Raw genomic sequence first — 18,031 nt, 5'->3', positions numbered from 1 at the left:
TATTTAAACTATATTGTTGGTTTTATATAAATTTGTTTTTGAACAATCGCCGTGTTGTACTAATTCCTTTCTACCGTTAAAATGGACAATGTTTCTATTGACTCCGGCAGTCAAGTAATCTCCTTGTTAAATGAGGCCTATGCTACCCGCGTGAGCAACTTGCGGCATAGTATTGCGCTGGCCGAACGGGCGCTTTCCATCAGCAGGGAGATTGCCGATAAAGCGCTCATGGGTAAGAGCCTCAACCAGCTTTCGCTTTTCCACATGATCATGGGCGATTACAAGGTTTCCATCAGCATGGCCGAGGAGGCGACCGGTTATTTCGAAGAGCTGAATGACGAGCGCGGAATTGCGGACGCAACATACAGTATTGCCGGCGCTTATTATAAAACCGACAATTACCACCTGGGATTGATCTACCTGATCAACTGCCTGACCATTTACCGCAAGTTCGACGATTATCATAACCAGGCCCGCGTACAAAAATCGCTCGGAACCATTTATGAGTATTTTGGCGACCTGAAAAACGCTATCAAGTCATACGAGAGCGCCATCGAGGCTGCGCGGAAGGCCGGCGACAGCGACCTGGAAAGTAACGCATATAACCCGCTTTCCGGCATCTACCTGAAGCAGGGCAGGATAGAAAAAGCCAGGGACGTTATCGAGAAGTCGATAGCCATGAAGAAGCAAACGAACGACATCAGGGGACTGGCGTTCGCGATCTATGGCAAAGCGAAAGTTTTTACCAAACAGGGTCTGTATACGGAGGCCGAACAGGCGTTTAAGCGATCCATCGAGATCCATGTCGAAATGGGCGAGCGGCTCGGGCTTGCCATGGCTTATTACCGCATGGGTGCCATGTATTTCGAAATGGGCGACCTCAAACAGTCGAAAGCGATGCTCCGCCAGGCCATCGGGTTTGCCCGCACATACAACATTATCATTATCCAGTTTAAAGGTAATTACCTCCTTTATAAGATCTATAAGCAATTGAACGATCCCGTCAGGTCACTTTCGTACCTGGAACGGTATCTCACCCAGAAAGAGGCCGTGATCAATACCCAGACGCTCAAGATCATCGAGAATTACGAGCTGATCACCAAAATGGAATCGCTGGAAAAAGAAGCGAGGCTGCAAAAAGAGAAGGCCGAGATCATAGAGAAAAAGGAACGCGCAGAACAGGCGGCACAAGTGAAGCAGGATTTCCTGTCGACCATGAGCCACGAGATCCGCACGCCGCTCAATGCCGTGATCATGATCACCAGGCTGCTTCGCGAGAAATCGGAGGAGGACGAAACCGAACTGCTTAATTCACTGGCCTCGGCTTCGAACAGCCTGCTGCTGGTGATCAACGACATCCTCGATTTTACAAAGCTGGAGAATGGTAAAGTGAATATCGAGAACCGTTCCTGCAACTTCCACGGCCTTCTCGAAAGCATTAAGCGCACCTACGAAAGCCTGGCGGTGGAAAAAGGCCTCACACTATCCCTCGCTATCGCCCCGGAAGTGTGGGGGAATTACGGGATGGACGAGACTAAAGTTTCGCAGATCCTGGGGAACCTGGTAAGCAATGCCATTAAATATACCGAGCACGGTAAAGTAGACTTGTTGGTGGACCTGCAGAACAGCGATGGGTACGAAGACCAGCTTTGCTTTAAAATTGTTGATACCGGCATCGGCATCGATGCGCCTTACCTGGAAGATATTTTCGAAAGTTTCTACCAGCCGACGTCTATCACTACCCGCAAACAGGGCGGATCAGGCCTTGGCCTTGCCATCGTAAAGCGTTTGGTGGAACTGCACGGAAGCCGGATCTTTGTAGAAAGCACCATAGGAGTGGGGTCTGTTTTCTCCTTCTCGCTCAAACTGAAGCGGGCGGATATGCCTTCGCGGCCGGCCGTAAAACGATCCGAACAGCTGAAAGATAAGACCGTGCTGCTGGCGGAGGATAACATGATTAATGCCATGGTGGCCCGCAGGCTGCTGTCGAACTGGGGCATCACCACCGAACATGCGAAGAACGGCCTCGAAGCGGTCGAAAAATCAAAGCAGAAAGTGTTTGACTTTATCCTGATGGATATCCACATGCCCGAAATGAACGGGTTTCATGCCACCGAGAATATTCGCAAATACGAAAATCTTAATACCCGTACGCCCATTTTCGCCCTTACGGCAGACATCACCGCCGAACACCAGGAAGAATACATTTCCTATTTCGACGGGTTTCTCCGGAAACCGATCGAAATCGATAAACTGTTTGAAGCACTGAGCGGAGCGCTGGTGTATTAATGTACAGGAACAGGACCTGGCGATAATCACGTGGCGGCATTACATGTTCCAACAACTGTATTTTTTATGTTATCATTCCTTTGCGGCATGACAATCCCTTGACAAACTAATTTTTTGAATTACATTTATCATCTAAACTTTAAAGCCAGGTATGAAGAAATTTTACGTATTACTCATTATCGCTTCCACTATCCTGTTCCAGTTTTGCGCGACAAAAAAGGGCGGCAAGTCGAAAAAGGCGGCCAAGATCACCTATACAGCGAACATGGCGGGCATTATCACCAGCAATTGTGCTCCATGCCACATTCCGCCAAAGGGTAACAAAGAGCCTTTAAATACTTACGCGGCATTAAAAGCCAATATCGACGAGTCGATCATCCGCATCAACCGCAACCCGGGCGAAAAAGGATTTATGCCGCAGCGCCACCCCAAGCTTTCCGATTCGCTGATCCATGTGTTCGTACAATGGAAGGCCGACGGGTTACTGGAAAACTAAGCGCTTATAGGAGCAACGTTAACCTCGCAGCGCCGCGGCGGATAGCCCGCTTTCTCACATGATGGTGCAGGATACAAGCCCGCCTTACTTTATTTAGTTTAGCAGGGTAACTAACCCCTGCACCTCATGATCATTTCCTTTGTTAAAAGAGCCGTTGCGGCGCTCATTTTACTGGCAAGCAGCTCCGTGTTTTCCCAGAATGTTAAGAAACAGGTTCAATACCTTTCCGGAACCGATAATATCCACACCGTAACCTGGGACTTTTGGTGTACAGGCGGACGAAAGAGCGGCTATTGGACCACCATCCAGGTACCGTCGCACTGGGAGCAACAGGGATTTGGCGCCTATAACTACGGTCGCGATTATGTTACCTACGGCAAGAATTTTCGCTTCGAAGAAGAGAAAGGTATTTATAAGCACGCATTTACCGTTCCGGCAGCCTGGAAAGGGAAAGAGATCAGTATCGTTTTTGAAGGATCGATGACAGATACCGAGGTAAAGATTAACGGTAAACCGGCGGGAGCGGTACACCAGGGATCGTTTTACCGGTTCAAATATGATATTTCAGATAAGATCAGGTTCGGACAGCAGAACCGGCTGGAAGTGATGGTAAGCAAGATGTCGGCCGATGCCTCGGTAAACAACGCGGAGCGGCTGGCCGATTACTGGATCTTTGGGGGTATTTTTCGCCCGGTTTACCTCGAAGCGGTACCGAAACCGCATATCGAATGGACCGCTATCGACGCAAAAGCCGATGGAACGTTCGCTATGAATGTTTACCTGAAAAATGCGCAGCCGGGAATGGGTGTTGCGGCACAGATCATCGACGCAGCAGGGAAAACGGTGTCCGGTTTTGGGTCCGCTATTACAGGAAAGGACTCCTTGGTCCGGCTCCGCACTACCGTGAGATCGCCGTTACTATGGAACGCCGAAACGCCCAACCTCTACACCGTAAAGCTAAAGCTGAAGAGTGCGGCGGGCGCACCTGTTTATGAAACCGCAGATAAGTTCGGTTTTCGCACCATTGAGGTGAGGAAACAGGACGGGATTTACGTGAACGGCGTAAAGATCAAAATGAAAGGTGTTAACCGCCATGTTTGGTGGCCTGAAACGGGCCGGTGCATTAACCCGCGGATCGACCTGGAAGATGTAAAGCTGATAAAAGGCATGAACATGAATGCCGTACGCTGCTCACACTACCCGCCCGACCAGAGCTTCCTCCGCTATTGCGATTCGCTGGGTCTGTATGTGCTCGACGAGCTGGCGGGATGGCAAAAAGCATACAGCACGAAAGCCGGCGCCCCCCTGGTTAAGGAAATGGTAAAACGTGATGCGAACCATCCGTCCATCATTTTCTGGAGCAATGGCAACGAGGGAGGACATAATTTCGACCTGGACGACGACTACGGGCAATACGACCTTTCCAAAAGGACCGTGATCCATGCCCATCACCGTCCCGGGAATGCCATTAACGGCATCGATTGCAATCATTACGAAGATTACTACAGCACGCAAAAGATCCTGGCCGATACCAATATTTACATGGTGACCGAGTTTTTACATGCACAGGACGACGGTGGGGGAGCTGCCGCACTCGCAGATTTCTGGGATTTGCATTGGAATTCGAAAAAAGGAGCTGGCGGATTTATCTGGGCGCTGGTAGACGAGGGCATTGTGCGCACCGACCTGGACGGCCGGATCGACGTGAACGGCGTAAACGCACCCGACGGGTTGGTAGGCCCGCATCGCGAGAAGGAAGGGAGCTATAACGCTATCCGCGAGATCTATTCACCGGTAAAGATCACGATGAAAACGCTGCCGGAAGGATTTAACGGGGAAATTCCGGTAGAGAACAGGTTTCATTATACCAATCTCGATCAGTGTACCTATAAATGGGAACTGGTGAATTTTAATCGCCCGGGCGAACTTGCCACCGGTTATAAAGTGCAGCAGTCAGGAACAGCTGCGGCGCCTTTTATTGCGCCTGTAGATAAGGGGATACTTAAACTGGATCTCCCTCCCGGCTGGAAGAATTATGATGGTCTTACGCTTTCCGCGTTCGATCCGTTGAAGAATGAGCTCTATAAATGGGTATGGAAGGTGAACTCCAGCCGGCTTGTACCGGATAGCCTCGTGGTAAACAAAGTGACCTCAGAGGTTACCGCTTCCGATCGCGACAGCCTGTTAACCCTTAAAGCGAACGGGATCTCTGTTATTTTTAACAAGAATACCGGCAAGATCAATGGTCTTGCCAACGACTTCAGTGCGAAACTATCGTTCGGGAACGGCCCGGTCCTGGTTAGCGGAAACGCCATTTTTAGAGAAATAAAGCATTATAAAGAGGGGAACGATTACGTTGCGGAAGCGAGCTATTCAGGGGATATGAAAACTGTGAAATGGACGATGCACCCCACTGGCTGGCTCGAAATGTCGTACGAGTATACGTTGAATGGAAGTTATCCGTTCACCGGGATCTCTTTCAGCTATCCAGAGAATTTCGTGATCAGCGCCAAATGGCTGGGTAAAGGACCGTACAGGGTGTGGAAGAATCGGCTGCAGGGGGTAACTACCGGTGTATGGCAGAACATGAACAACAATACCAAAACCGGGATCTACCCATGGAACTACCCGGAATTTAAAGGTTATTACGCCGACGTCAGTTGGATAGAGATGAACACCGTAGAAGGGAAGTTCACAGTCGCCGCAAAAGAGAGCGATCTTTTTGTGCGGTTGTTTGATTTTTACGGGTTGTCTGGCGCCCGCCCGCATCCGGGTTTGCCGTCCGGCGATATTTCGTTCCTGGACGGGATCCCGCCGATCGGTACCAAGCTGGGATTGAACATTACCGCCAACGCTAACGGTTACGGCCCTTCGAGCGAGCAGAACAAGGTGAACGGCCCTGCGAAACGTACGCTGTATTTCTATTTTGGCAGCCCGAAACCGTCCACCGAAAACAAACAGTTTACCATGCCGAAGGTGAATGTGTTAACGGATAATTAGGCCTGGCAGATCCGGGAAGAATGTGTGAACAGCCGATAGGTAATTTTCCCTTATCGGCCTTCTTAAATTATCCTAATTTTGGGCTTTCAAACTATTTTCTTTTTTTATGAAAAAACTCTTACTCTTCCTCCTGTTTCCTGTGGGATTGCCTGGAGCGTATGCGCAGGTAGTTAATGCCGATCCCCAGGCAAAGTACCAATGGAAAGAAGTTACGGCCAGCGGGTATACCTACAGATATGTAACGAACGACCCTTCGCAAACACGCTTTTATACGTTAAAGAACGGGCTGAAAGTAATGCTTTCGGTCAATAAAAAGGAGCCGAAAGTACGCGCGCTGATTGGAGTACGCGCAGGCAGTAACCAGGACCCCGACAGTAACACCGGCCTGGCACATTACCTTGAGCACCTGCTGTTTAAAGGGACTGATAAGTTTGGCACGGCCGACTGGGCAAAGGAGAAACCGTACCTGAAAAGTATCGATTCGCTTTACGAAATTTATAACAAAGAAACAGACCAGCAGAAACGCAAAGCGATTTATGCGGAGATTGACAAAACATCGGGAATCGCCGCCAAATACGCAGTTGCCAACGAGTACGATAAGCTGATGGCAGGTATGGGTGGCCAGGGAACCAACGCACATACTTCCGTGGAGGAAACCGTATACGAAGAGTATGTTCCGTCCGGTTCGCTGGATAAGTTCCTGGCGCTGCAAAGCGAACGTTTCCGCAACCCGGTCTTCCGGATCTTCCATACGGAACTGGAAGCCGTTTACGAAGAGAAGAACCGCGGGCTCGACAACGATGCCGCAAAGGTGCAGGAGGCCATGTTCTCCACCATGTTCCCCACTCATAATTATGGGCAGCATACCACCATCGGCACCATCGAACATCTTAAGAACCCCTCGCTGAAAGAGATCCGGAAGTTTTACGATAATTATTATGTTCCCGGGAACATGGGAATTGTGCTTTCAGGCGATTTTAACCCCGACGAAGTCATAAAGAAGATCGACGGCGCTTTTTCGTACCTCGCCGCAAAACCATTTCCCACCTACAAGCCGCAGGCAGAAAAACCGATCACCGCGCCTGTCGTTAAAGACATTTACGGGCCGACGGCCGAACTGGTGCGGATCTGTTTCCGTTCTACCGCCGACAATACACGCGATGGAATGCTTGCCGACCTCGTTTCCAGTATCCTCTCTAACGGGAAAGCGGGTTTACTCGATCTCGACCTTAACAAGCAGCAAAAAGTGCTGGGCGCCGGCGCCGCTGTATGGCAGTTTAAAGATTACGGGATCTTTTTTATGATGGGCAACCCTAAGCAGGGGCAAACGCTGGAAGAAGTAAAAGACCTGTTGCTGGCAGAGATCGAAAAAGTGAAACGAGGCGAGTTTGACGCCTCGCTGATCAAGTCTATCGTTAACAACCAGAAGCTTAGTGAGCTGAACGCATTGCAGAACAACGTGGGCCGTGCCAATAACATCATGGGAAATTTCATTCGCCACCGTGGCGATAATTGGGATAAATCTGTAGCCTATCTCGACGTAATGAGCAGTATTACGAAAAAAGAGGTAGTGGATTTCGCCAACCGTTTTTTTAAGAACAACTATTCGGTGATCTACAAGCGTAAGGGCGAAGACAAATCTATCGCCAAGGTGGAGAAGCCGGTCATTACACCGGTCCCGGTAAATAAGGATGCCCAGAGTCCGTTCGCCGCCGGTATCCAGGCAATTCCGGCTATCAGGATCGCACCGCAATGGCTTGATTTTAAAAAGGACATGCAGGTGCTCACCCGTAACGGCCGCGAATTTTTGTATACCCCGAATAAACAGGACCAGATCTTTAAGCTCTATTATTATTACGATATGGGGGCATATAACGATAAGATGCTGACGTATGCGGCGCAATATCTCCAGTTTCTTGGCACCGATAAAAAAAGCTCCGAAGATATTAGCAAGGCGTTTTACGATATCGCCTGCTCGTTCAATATTTCGGTTGGTACCAAAACGATGACGGTGAGCATCAGCGGCTTAAATGAAAACTTTGACCGGGCCGTTGCACTGTTCGAAGATCTTGTACAGCACGCGGAGCCCAATGAGCAGGCATTGGCCGAGTTAAAGGGAAGGATCCTGAAATCGCGCAGCAATGCGAAAACCAACCGTGCAGGTATCCTGGCCGGGTTGGCATCCTATGCACAATATGGCCCGGAAAATCCCTTTAATTACGACCTTAGCAACAGGGAAGTAGAAACGTTAACCGCCGCACAGCTGGTAAACGAGATCCATCAATTGTTTAACCTCGAGCATAAAGTATTGTACTACGGCCCGCGGGCGGCGGAAATTGCGGCCGCCGGCGTTCAAAAGCTGCATCCTGCCAAAACGGATTATACTCCCTATCCTGCCCGGAAGGCATTTAATCAGTTGCCAACTGATAAGAAACAGGTGTTATTTACCGATTATGACATGGTACAGGCAGAAATGCGCTGGGTGCGCAACAGCGGTCCGTACGATCCTTATAATGCCGCGGTTATTAACGTGTTTAACAGCTATTTTGGGTCCACGTTGTTCCAGGTGATCCGTGAAAGTAAAGCGTTGGCTTATTCAACGTCGGGCTCTTATGTAACGAGCGGCGATAAAACGATCGATAATAGCATTACCGCCTACGTGGGCAGCCAGGCCGATAAGTTCAATGATGCCACTGCCGGGATGAACGAGCTGCTTACTACGCTGCCCGAGTCAGGAAAAGGGTTCGAAGCGGCAAAATCCAACGTCCTCAATTCCCTGGAGACACAAAGGATTTCACAGGAGGCGATCCTTACCGAGTACCTGCGCCTTCAAAAACTGGGCATTGCCGAAGATGTGCGTAAAACGACCTACGAAAAGCTGGCGCCGCTCACTTTTGGGGATATCAGGAAGTTCCATGCGCAAAACTTCTCCGGGCAACCGTACACGCTGGTGGTACTCGGTTCTGAAAAGAAGTTGGCCATGACAGATCTCGAGAAACTGGGACCTGTACAAAAGGTCTCGTTAGAAGAGTTGTTTGGTTACTAGACTTATTAGTTATAAAAGAGGTTGTATCAAAAATCAGGCTGCCAGGAATTTGCCATAATTTGTTGATAATAAATTACCTGTTCCCAAAAACCAGGCATACCGGTTTGCTCACTTCCGCTTTGATGCCGGTATCTGTGAGTAACCCGGTTTTTGCATTGCGTTTAAACACGATAACGGAGTTACTGTTCTGGTTGGCGGCCAGCAGGTACTTTCCGGTAGGGTCGATGGCGAAATTTCTCGGGGTTTTACCAAGTGTGGATTGGCGCCCTGCAAATGTGATCCTGCCGTTTTTATCGTTGATGGAGAAGATCGAGATATCATTCGCATCACCCCGGTTGGATACGTAGAGGAATTTTCCATCGGGCGAGACGTGGATGTCGGCTGCGCCTACAGCGCCTTTAAAACCGCCTGCCAGGAGCGATTCCGATTGTATGACGGCTAATTTTCCATCCTTATAGCTTAACGCGTTTACGGCGCCTTCCATTTCTAAAGCGAGGTAGGCGAATTTTTGGTTGGGATGAAACGTGATGTGCCGCGGTCCGGAAGCCGGTTTTACAGTTAAATAGGCGGGGTTGGAGGGTGTCAGCGGTGAAGACGGTTTGCTGAGGTCGACCTGGTGAATATAGGTCTTGTCGCTGCCCAGATCGTTTGCGAAGAGATACTTATTATCGGGAGACAGTACTACACAATGTAAATGTGCTTTTTCCTGCCGTGATTTATCGGGTCCGCCGCCCGTGTACGCGATTGCCTGGATTTCGGAGCCCAGCGACCCGTCGGCTTTTACCGGGATGGCCGCGATGCTTCCGCTTCCATAATTTGCCGCGAATACAAACTTGCCGGTGGCATCGACGGAGACATAGCAGGTGCCGTCGCCCCCTGCCGATTGCTTGTTCAGGAACTTTAATGTTCCTGACCCGGCGTCCCAATCAAAAGCTGCGATGCCGCCATTCACTTTATCCGCCTCACTCACGGCGTACACGTGTTTCTGGTCGCGCGCGATCGCGACAAAAGATGGATTGACCCCGGCCGCTTTGCTGCGATAGGTTAGCTTGCCTGTAGCGGCGTCGAACTCGTACACGTAGATGCCTTCACTTCCGCCCGGGGAGGTGTAAGTGCCTATCAGCAGGTTAAATTTTTGCGCGAAAGCGGCGCTTGTTCCAACGCAGGCAGTGAACAACACGATAAAAAAAGAGATCCTGGTACGCATGGCTAGTCGATTTGCCGGCTAATATGCGGAATAAATATGATCCGGGAGCGTGTGTAGTGGCGTTTTAGGGTCAACCCCTACAGCAAATGCTTCAGCTGGATCACTTCTTTTTCTTCCAGGAAGCGCCATCTTCCTCTCGGGAGGTCTTTTTTGGTAAGGTTAGCGTACACCACGCGATCAAGTTTAACTACTTCATAGCCAAGATGCTCGAAAATACGGCGTACGATGCGGTTCTTCCCGCTGTGGATCTGGATGCCGACTTCGCGTTTGGTGGCGCCTTGCACGTAGGTTACCGTATCGGGCTTAATAGGGCCATCTTCCAGCTCGAGGCCGAACATGATCTTATTCAGGTCGCCTTGCGTGAGGGCCTTATTCAGCTCTGCATGATAGATCTTGGTAACATTGTTTTTAGGGTGCGAAAGCTTGTCGGTTAGCTCGCCATCATTGGTCATGAGCAGCAGGCCGGTTGTGTTGCGGTCGAGCCTGCCGACGGGGTAGATGCGCTCATCAGATGCTTTGTCTACAAGGTGCATCACGGTGCGGCGTTCCTGCGGATCGTCGGTGGTGGTGATGTAATCTTTTGGCTTATTAAGCAGCACGTAAACCAGTTTTTCGCGTTTCAGTACTTCGCCGTTATACCTGATAATGTCTTTACGCGGATTGATCTTGGTGCCAAGTTCCGAAACAGCTTCGCCATTTACGGAGATCACGCCTGCTTCGATCAGTTCATCGGCTTTCCGGCGCGAACAGATACCGGCATTTGAAATATAACGATTAAGCCGGATCAGGCCGTCTTCGCCGGAGCTGGAGGAGGGCGAGGAAACGGATTTCTTCGGTCTTAACGTTGGTTTTCTCTCCGGGTCGCCGGCCGGTCTGCGTTTCCGGTCGCTATATTTTGAGTCACCGGCTTCGGGCTCGCGTTTTCTGAAAGGCTGGTCAGCTTTTTCACGTTTCTCTGTCGGGCGGGTTCCGTATGGGGCGGATTTTGATTTGTCGGGTCTTGTATCAGTTCTTTTTTCGAAAGCGCCGGCGGGTTTGCCGGATTTCTTAAAATCGTCGCGTTGTGCGAAGGGTTTACGCTCGCCATCACGCTTTGCGAACGGCGAGGAGCCATCGTCGCGCTTGGTAAAAGGCTTGCGGCCGTCCTCTCTTTTTCCGAACGGTTTGCGGTCGTCACCTGGCTTAAAGCTTGATTCCCCGGTCTTTCCGAACGGTTTTTTTGCGCCGTTTCCAAACATTTTTTTTGGTTCGATGTTCGAACCTTCAGGCCGCACTGTTTTGGGGCGGCTGGTTTTAGGTGATCCGCCGGCTGGACGTTTGGTTGTCCGCCTGGTTTCACTGGATTTGTCGTCGCGACTGTTCCTGCTATTATTTGGCATGGGCTGTTTTGATGCTTGTAAAAGGGGTGCAAAGATATAAAAATAACGGGATTTAAGGGGGAATGTTTGTCCGCCACGCCACGTTTAATTTTTAATTTGCACATTAAGAAAAAAGGTGTATATTTGCACGCTTTTTATTAATTTAAAAGAAAGGGTGATGATGGTTAAAAAGCACTTGATCGCTTGTTCTGTATTGTTATTAATTACAGCGGCAAGCACGGTTTTAATCAGGGACGTTACTTCTGTTCCTTTAATGCAATCAGGGTCTGTAGTATATGGACCGATCTTTACGCCGGGGAAGAATGCAGACCCGGTAAAACCAGCGGGAACTTTTAGTTTTGCCGACGAAAACATCCCGCAAGGCGATGCAAAAGTGGTATACCGGATGCAAAAGGCGTTAAATGCGCATGCTTACGGGAAACTGCAAACGAGAATACTGCACTATAAAGCGGCAAAATGGTTCCCGGTGATCGAGCCTATCCTGGAACGATACGGAATTCCCCAGGACTTTAAGTACATTGCACTGGTAGAGAGCGGATTACGTGAGGGAACTTCTCACCGGGGCGCATCCGGTTACTGGCAGTTTATGCCTGGTACCGCCAGGAGCTATGGGCTTAAGGTGAACCGCAGCATGGATGAACGGCAGGATATGGAGAAATCTACCGTGGCGGCTTGTAAGTATATTCGCGAGCTCTATGGCGAGTTGAGGTCGTGGACCTTAACGGCTGCCGCCTATAACCTCGGAGACAGTAAGCTGAAGGTCCAGATCAGCCGGCAAAACCAGAACAATTATTTTAAGATGAAACTGAACCGCGAAACGGCCGGCTACGTGTATAAGATCATTTCGATGAAAGAAATTATCGAAAATCCGGCACGTTACGGCTATACTTCCAACGTTGCGCTGTTAGCGGAAGAGAAGTCCAGGCGCCCGTTTTATTATTCCCTGGCAGATCGCAACACCGCCCAGGTGCTGCAGCTCGGCAGGAATTAACCCGACATCGGCAAAAAAGGATGAGGAGCGGCAAGAAGTATTTCGCTGCTCCTTTTTCATTCTCAGGATCCGTTGATCTTTGCTAATTAATTTCGCATCTTTGCATTTGCTTTCCAAAGGCATTTTTCAAATATGGATACAGCCGTTACCGATCTTGGCGAACAAAGTGCAGTTGAAGTTTTCGGAGCGAGGGTACACAACCTCAAAAACATCGATATTTCTTTTCCCCGCAATAAACTGGTGGTTATAACCGGTTTAAGCGGCAGCGGGAAATCGTCGCTGGCATTTGATACCATCTATGCCGAAGGGCAGCGGCGGTATATGGAAACCTTCAGCGCCTACTCGAGGCAATTTTTAGGTGGCATGGAACGCCCGGATGTCGATAAGATCTCCGGGTTAAGTCCCGTGATCGCCATCGAGCAGAAAACGACCTCTAAAAACCCGCGGTCTACCGTTGGTACCATTACCGAGATCTACGATTTTATGCGGCTCTTGTTTGCCCGCATCGGCGAAGCGTATTCGTACGCTACCGGCGCAAAGATGGAGCGTATGTCTGAGGACCAGATCCTTAAGACGGTCCTTGACCAATTCGAGGGGAAGCCGGTGAATATCCTGGCGCCGATCGTAAAGGGCAGGAAAGGGCACTATCGCGAGTTGTTCGAACAGATCAGTAAGCAAGGCTACGTGAAAGTTCGTATCGACGGACAGATCGAAGACCTAAAGCCTAAGATGCAGCTTGATCGCTATAAGATCCATGATATCGAGATGGTGATCGATCGGCTGATCGTTACCGGGAAGGATAAGAAGCGCCTGTATTCCTCTATCCAATCGGCTTTAAAGACGGCCAAGGGCATCATTAAGATCTCCGACCAGGAAAATAACGAGTTCTTTTTTAGTAAATACCTGATGGACCCGGTTTCGGGCATCTCTTATGATGAACCGCAGCCTAACACGTTCTCCTTCAATTCACCGTATGGAGCTTGTGAGCGCTGCGATGGATTGGGTTATATATTCGAGGTTGACGAAGCCTCTGTGATCCCAAACCCGAAACTGAGCATTATCCAGGGAGGGCTTGCACCCCTGGGCGAATACCGCGAAACGTGGATCTTCCAGGTGCTAAAAGCATTGTCTAAGAAATATGGCTTTTCGCTTTCCGCTCCTATCGAGAAACTACCGAAGGAGATCGTGGAACTGATCCTGAACGGCAGCCAGGAGATCCTTACGGTACCCGTGGAATACAACAAGTGGAATGTTCAGAATTACCAGATTAATTTCGACGGCGTGATTAAGATCCTGGAAGAGCAGACCGAGCGGCGGGGAGACGAGGCGGTGGCCGACATGGAAACTTATCGTACCCTAAAAACCTGTCCGCAATGCGAAGGAGCCAGGCTCAAAAAGGAGTCGCTGCATTTTAAGGTGGGGCAGAAGAACATCTCGGAGCTCTCGGTGATGGATATTTCTTCATTATCGGCATGGTTTACCAACATCGAGGACCAGTTGAACGAGCGGCAGAACACCATTGCACGCGAGATCCTGAAGGAAATTCGCGCCCGTATCGGTTTTTTGCTGGATGTGGGGTTAAATTACCTGACGCTCGACCGCACTTCGAGGACGCTTTCCGGCGGCGAGGCACAACGTATCAGGCTGGCAACGCAGATCGGGTCGCAACTGGTAAACGTACTTTATATATTAGATGAGCCCAGTATCGGGTTGCACCAGCGCGATAATGCGCGGTTGATCTCGGCATTGAAAAATCTCCGCGACATCGGGAACTCCGTGCTGGTGGTAGAACACGATAAGGACATGATCCTGGAAGCCGACCATGTGATCGATATGGGGCCGGCTGCCGGTGTACATGGCGGACAAGTGGTTGCACAGGGTACGCCTGAGCAGATCATGAAAGCCAATACGCTCACTACGGCGTACCTGAACGGGTCGCGGCAGATTGAAACGCCGGGCTCCCGCCGGAAAGGCAACGGGAAATCGCTCGTGCTAAAAAATGCTACGGGGAATAATCTCAAAAATGTGACGGCACAATTCCCGCTCGGAACTTTTATCTGCGTCACGGGTGTTTCGGGGAGCGGGAAATCGAGCCTTATCACCGAAACGCTGTACCCGATCCTGAATCACCATTTTTTCCGCGCCAAAAAGAAGCCGCTCGCCTATAAAAAGATCGAAGGCCTGGAGCATATCGATAAAGTGATCGAGATCGACCAGACGCCGATCGGGCGTACACCACGTTCCAATCCTTCCACTTATACCGGGGTGTTCTCTGACATTCGTAACCTCTACGTGCAATTGCCGGAAGCCAAGATCAGGGGATATAAACCCGGGAGGTTCTCTTTTAACGTAAAAGGCGGCCGTTGCGAAACTTGCCAGGGAGCAGGTATGAAGGTGATCGAGATGAATTTTCTTCCCGATGTACAGGTTCCCTGCGAGGAATGTAATGGCAGACGATATAACCGGGAAACGCTGGAGGTCCGTTATCACGGCAAATCCATCAGCGATGTACTCGATATGAGTATTGAAGATGCGGTGGCTTTTTTTGAGCCGATTCCTTCTATCTATCGTAAGATCAAGACTTTACATGATGTGGGATTGGGGTATATTAAGTTGGGGCAGTCGTCTACCACGCTTTCGGGCGGTGAAGCCCAGCGTGTAAAGCTTGCTACGGAACTTTCGAAAAAGGATACAGGGAAAACCTTTTATATTTTGGATGAGCCCACCACGGGGCTCCATTTCGAAGACATTAATGTGTTGCTTGGCGTGCTTACCCGTTTAGTGGACCATGGTAATACCATCCTGGTGATTGAACATAACCTTGATGTCGTAAAAACGGCCGATTGGGTGATCGATCTGGGCATAGAAGGCGGAGCAGGCGGAGGTGAGATCTTGTTTGAAGGAACACCCGAAGATCTCGTGAAAGTGAAGAGAAGCCATACCGGGAAATTCCTGGCCATCGAGATGAAAAGGTAACGCCCGGCAGGCAAAGCGCATAAAGTAAAAAGGACAACCCGCCGGGTTGTCCTTTTTACTTAGTTGCCGTCCTTTTCCTTCTTTTTAAAGAAGCCGCGCAACAAGAAATTATGTTGTAGTGCCTCCATGCTTTCATCGAGCTTTTTACTGCTTGACTCCAGGTTTGTCAGCGTTGTTTTAATGGTCGTCGCCGAAACCGGATCATTGAGCAATACGCCCAGCGCATTGTCGTTTGCATTTAACCGCTCGCTGGTTTTGCGAAGGTTCTCTGTGATTCCGGTCGCCGAAGATGTAGCTTCTTTGAGCTGTGCGGCGGCGATCTTTAAGTCGCGGAAGATCGTAGTATCGGTTAACAATTCGTTGGCCAATGCGCCTTTGGAGTTGATCTTGGAAGTGAGCTGAACGACCGCCGCCGAAACTTTGTTGGTATTTGCGGATGCCAGCTGCATGTTGGCTACGATCGATTTAAACTGCTCACCCATGAGCGAATCGGTTAAAAAGGCCCCGGCAGTACCTTTCCCTTTAACTATTTTAAGACTTAGCAGCTTAAAGTCGTTGGTGATATCCAGCAGGTTCTTGTTGTTTTCCTGCAGGGTGGCCATCATTTCGTCGGTGGTGAGGGCATGGTCCACGCCGAGACGTCCGCCTTCAGCTATTTGCGGGGCCGAAGGTGTTCCGTCGTAGATCACGATAATACGGTTTCCGATCAATCCCTCGGAACTGATTTTCGCCTTTGCATCCTTGCGGATATACGGGTGGGCCGCCTCTTCGATATTAAGCAATACCCTGACTTCCGAACCGCCAAAGAATTCGATGGATTTTACCGTGCCGATCTTTACCCCGGAAAACCACACATTGTTGCCTACTTTTAATCCTTGTACGTCATCGAAAATGGCTTCCACTTTTACGCTTTTAACAAAGCGCTTTTGCTGTCCGCCGAGCGTAAATACACCGGCAACAAGGATCAGCAAGCCCAATAAAAGGAAAATGCCGACAATAACTGCGCGTTTATTTTCTGACTTGTCCATTTAGTCTGTAAAGTTATAATTATAAAATGTCTTAACACGCTCGTCATCCGTATCGAACACCTGTTCGAAAGTTCCCTGCCGCTCAAACCGGCCGTCGAGCAGCATCATGATGCGGTCGCCGGTCATTTTCGCGCAGGTAAGATCATGCGTAATTATAATGGCCGATGTGTTATATTTTTCCTGTACCTCGTTAATGAGGTTGTTGATGTCGATACAAGTAATAGGATCGAGACCGGCAGTCGGCTCGTCGTATAGCATTATCTCGGGACGAAGGATCAATGTCCTGGCGATCCCGATGCGTTTACGCTGCCCGCCGGAGAGTTCCGATGGCATCTGGTTGATCGCCTGAGATAACCCAACGCCATCGAGCACATCTTCCACCGCCAGGTCGATCTCTTTGCGGGTAAGATTGCGGTAGTTGCGCACGAGCGGGAATTCCAGGTTCTCGCGTACGGTCATACTGTCATACAAGGCGCTGTTTTGAAAGGAGAAACCGACCTTCAGCCGAAGCTGGAGCAATTCCCTGTCTGATAATGAGCCGACGCTCAGCCCCAATACGTTCACTTCCCCGGAATCGGGATGTAACAGTCCTGAAATGATCTTTATCAAAACAGACTTTCCCGTGCCAGACCTTCCAAGTACCACGAGATTTTCACCCTGGTAAAGATTAAGGTCCACTCCGCGTAACACATGAAGGCTGCCAAAAGATTTTTTCAGGTCCCGGATGGAGATCACTGCGTTTTCTCTGTTGATCGGTGATGCTTTTTTTTCCATTAGCGTAGCGCGGCGACAACCTGTACAACCAGGATCTCTTCAATAAAAATGAGGAACATTGAGGTTACTACCGCAGCATTGGCTGCCTTGCCAACTCCTTCGGTACCTTTGGAAGAGTAATACCCTTTATAACAGCTTACCGCACCGATAGTGAAACCAAAAACCGTAGCCTTAAATACGGATGAAAAGATGTCGAGAAAGGTAATACTGGAGAATGCACCCACAAAAAATGTCGGCAGACTTGTCTGCTCCATCTGGTTAATATTGATGAAGGAGCCAAGCATCCCCACGAAGCCCGTATACATAGCGAGCACAGGGATCATGATCGTAGTTGCCAGGACGCGGGTAACCACCAGGAACTTAAACGGGTTCGTAGCAGACACCTCCATCGCGTCGATCTGTTCGGTTACATTCATGGAGCCGAGCTCGGCGCCAATATTTGAACCGACTTTCCCGGCGGCGATCAATGCGGTCACCAGTGGCGCCAATGCGCGGATAATAGCGATGGCGATCAGGTTTGGCAGCCACGAGGTAGCTCCGAATTCGGCCAGTGAAGGACGTGATTGTTTGGTGAAAACCAGCCCGGTAATAAAACCGGTCATCGAGATCAGCGGCAGGGATTTGTAACCTACCTCGTAACATTGTTTTACAATTTCCTTAAATTCGTAAGGCGGGAGCACCAGCTCCTTAAAGAATCGCCCCAGGAACCTGTTGATCTTATACAGGTCGAGAAACAGCGCGTCGAGCTTTCTGCCGACCACATATTTCCGCGAGCTATCGGCAGGAGTGTCACTTTTTTGAGCCATGAGTAATTTGCCTCAAAAATATAAAATAATCCATTCTGC

The 18,031-nt window shown here is 49.8% G+C and carries 11 protein-coding genes; 6 read left to right on the top strand and 5 right to left on the bottom strand.

Translation table 11 applies throughout. The features are described 5' to 3' along the window. Positions 1 to 81: 81 nt before the first annotated feature. From GS398_RS18660 to GS398_RS18645, 4 genes are all read left to right on the top strand, one after another. A complete protein-coding gene (locus tag GS398_RS18660) occupies positions 82 to 2,289 on the top strand; it encodes a tetratricopeptide repeat protein (RefSeq protein ID WP_160908317.1) in 2,208 nt (735 codons plus the stop codon). 151 nt (positions 2,290 to 2,440) lie between these two features. Then, on the top strand, positions 2,441 to 2,785 hold the full coding sequence (locus GS398_RS18655) for a hypothetical protein (protein WP_160908316.1): 345 nt from the start codon (positions 2,441 to 2,443) through the stop codon (positions 2,783 to 2,785). Between the two features lie 126 nt (positions 2,786 to 2,911). Next, complete coding sequence (locus tag GS398_RS18650; protein ID WP_160908315.1) at positions 2,912 to 5,785, top strand: glycoside hydrolase family 2 protein; 2,874 nt, start codon at positions 2,912 to 2,914, stop codon at positions 5,783 to 5,785. Between the two features lie 106 nt (positions 5,786 to 5,891). Next, positions 5,892 to 8,831, top strand: a complete 2,940-nt coding sequence (locus GS398_RS18645) for a M16 family metallopeptidase (protein ID WP_160908314.1) — start codon at positions 5,892 to 5,894, stop codon at positions 8,829 to 8,831. 73 nt (positions 8,832 to 8,904) lie between these two features. Here the strand turns inward: GS398_RS18645 and GS398_RS18640 are convergent, their stop codons facing one another. Continuing rightward, positions 8,905 to 10,038 carry a lactonase family protein gene (locus GS398_RS18640; RefSeq protein ID WP_160908313.1) on the bottom strand — a complete coding sequence of 378 codons (1,134 nt, stop codon included), beginning with the start codon at positions 10,036 to 10,038 and terminating at the stop codon, positions 8,905 to 8,907. Positions 10,039 to 10,115: 77 nt separating this feature from the next. Then, positions 10,116 to 11,417 carry a pseudouridine synthase gene (locus tag GS398_RS18635; RefSeq protein ID WP_160908312.1) on the bottom strand — a complete coding sequence of 434 codons (1,302 nt, stop codon included), beginning with the start codon at positions 11,415 to 11,417 and terminating at the stop codon, positions 10,116 to 10,118. A gap of 253 nt (positions 11,418 to 11,670) precedes the next feature. On the opposite strand from GS398_RS18635, the gene GS398_RS18630 reads away from it, so the two are divergent. Continuing rightward, positions 11,671 to 12,408 carry a lytic transglycosylase domain-containing protein gene (locus GS398_RS18630; protein ID WP_237488246.1) on the top strand — a complete coding sequence of 246 codons (738 nt, stop codon included), beginning with the start codon at positions 11,671 to 11,673 and terminating at the stop codon, positions 12,406 to 12,408. 132 nt (positions 12,409 to 12,540) lie between these two features. Beyond that, positions 12,541 to 15,384 carry an excinuclease ABC subunit UvrA gene (gene uvrA / locus GS398_RS18625; protein ID WP_160908311.1) on the top strand — a complete coding sequence of 948 codons (2,844 nt, stop codon included), beginning with the start codon at positions 12,541 to 12,543 and terminating at the stop codon, positions 15,382 to 15,384. 59 nt (positions 15,385 to 15,443) lie between these two features. Here uvrA and GS398_RS18620 read toward each other — a convergent pair whose 3' ends face one another. The 3 genes from GS398_RS18620 to GS398_RS18610 are packed head-to-tail and all read right to left on the bottom strand — an operon-like array spanning position 15,444 to position 17,992. Then, positions 15,444 to 16,412 (bottom strand): MlaD family protein, encoded by a 969-nt coding sequence (locus tag GS398_RS18620; RefSeq protein WP_160908310.1) that lies wholly within the window; start codon positions 16,410 to 16,412, stop codon positions 15,444 to 15,446. After that, the gene (locus GS398_RS18615; protein WP_160908309.1) at positions 16,413 to 17,186 is read right to left on the bottom strand and encodes an ABC transporter ATP-binding protein; all 774 of its coding nucleotides are present in this window, start codon (positions 17,184 to 17,186) and stop codon (positions 16,413 to 16,415) included. Then, complete coding sequence (locus GS398_RS18610) at positions 17,186 to 17,992, bottom strand: MlaE family ABC transporter permease (RefSeq protein ID WP_160908308.1); 807 nt, start codon at positions 17,990 to 17,992, stop codon at positions 17,186 to 17,188. Before GS398_RS18610 ends, GS398_RS18615 begins: the two co-directional genes overlap by 1 nt. Positions 17,993 to 18,031 lie beyond the last annotated feature (39 nt).

It is taken from the genome of Hufsiella ginkgonis (assembly GCF_009834915.1).
In the GTDB taxonomy this organism is placed as follows: Bacteria; Bacteroidota; Bacteroidia; order Sphingobacteriales; family Sphingobacteriaceae; genus Hufsiella; species Hufsiella ginkgonis.
The sequence above is the reverse complement of the archived record's forward strand: the minus strand, read 5'-3'. Positions and strand labels throughout refer to the sequence as shown.

What these genes read in the sequence shown, in the direction of transcription:
- GS398_RS18660 (WP_160908317.1), top strand. Translation starts at nt 82, where the DNA reads ATGGACAATGTTTCTATTGACTCCGGCAGTCAAGTAATCTCCTTGTTA.
- GS398_RS18655 (WP_160908316.1), top strand. Translation starts at nt 2,441, where the DNA reads ATGAAGAAATTTTACGTATTACTCATTATCGCTTCCACTATCCTGTTC.
- GS398_RS18650 (WP_160908315.1), top strand. Translation starts at nt 2,912, where the DNA reads ATGATCATTTCCTTTGTTAAAAGAGCCGTTGCGGCGCTCATTTTACTG.
- GS398_RS18645 (WP_160908314.1), top strand. Translation starts at nt 5,892, where the DNA reads ATGAAAAAACTCTTACTCTTCCTCCTGTTTCCTGTGGGATTGCCTGGA.
- GS398_RS18640 (WP_160908313.1), bottom strand. Translation starts at nt 10,038, where the DNA reads ATGCGTACCAGGATCTCTTTTTTTATCGTGTTGTTCACTGCCTGCGTT.
- GS398_RS18635 (WP_160908312.1), bottom strand. Translation starts at nt 11,417, where the DNA reads ATGCCAAATAATAGCAGGAACAGTCGCGACGACAAATCCAGTGAAACC.
- GS398_RS18630 (WP_237488246.1), top strand. Translation starts at nt 11,671, where the DNA reads ATGCAATCAGGGTCTGTAGTATATGGACCGATCTTTACGCCGGGGAAG.
- uvrA (WP_160908311.1), top strand. Translation starts at nt 12,541, where the DNA reads ATGGATACAGCCGTTACCGATCTTGGCGAACAAAGTGCAGTTGAAGTT.
- GS398_RS18620 (WP_160908310.1), bottom strand. Translation starts at nt 16,412, where the DNA reads ATGGACAAGTCAGAAAATAAACGCGCAGTTATTGTCGGCATTTTCCTT.
- GS398_RS18615 (WP_160908309.1), bottom strand. Translation starts at nt 17,186, where the DNA reads ATGGAAAAAAAAGCATCACCGATCAACAGAGAAAACGCAGTGATCTCC.
- GS398_RS18610 (WP_160908308.1), bottom strand. Translation starts at nt 17,992, where the DNA reads ATGGCTCAAAAAAGTGACACTCCTGCCGATAGCTCGCGGAAATATGTG.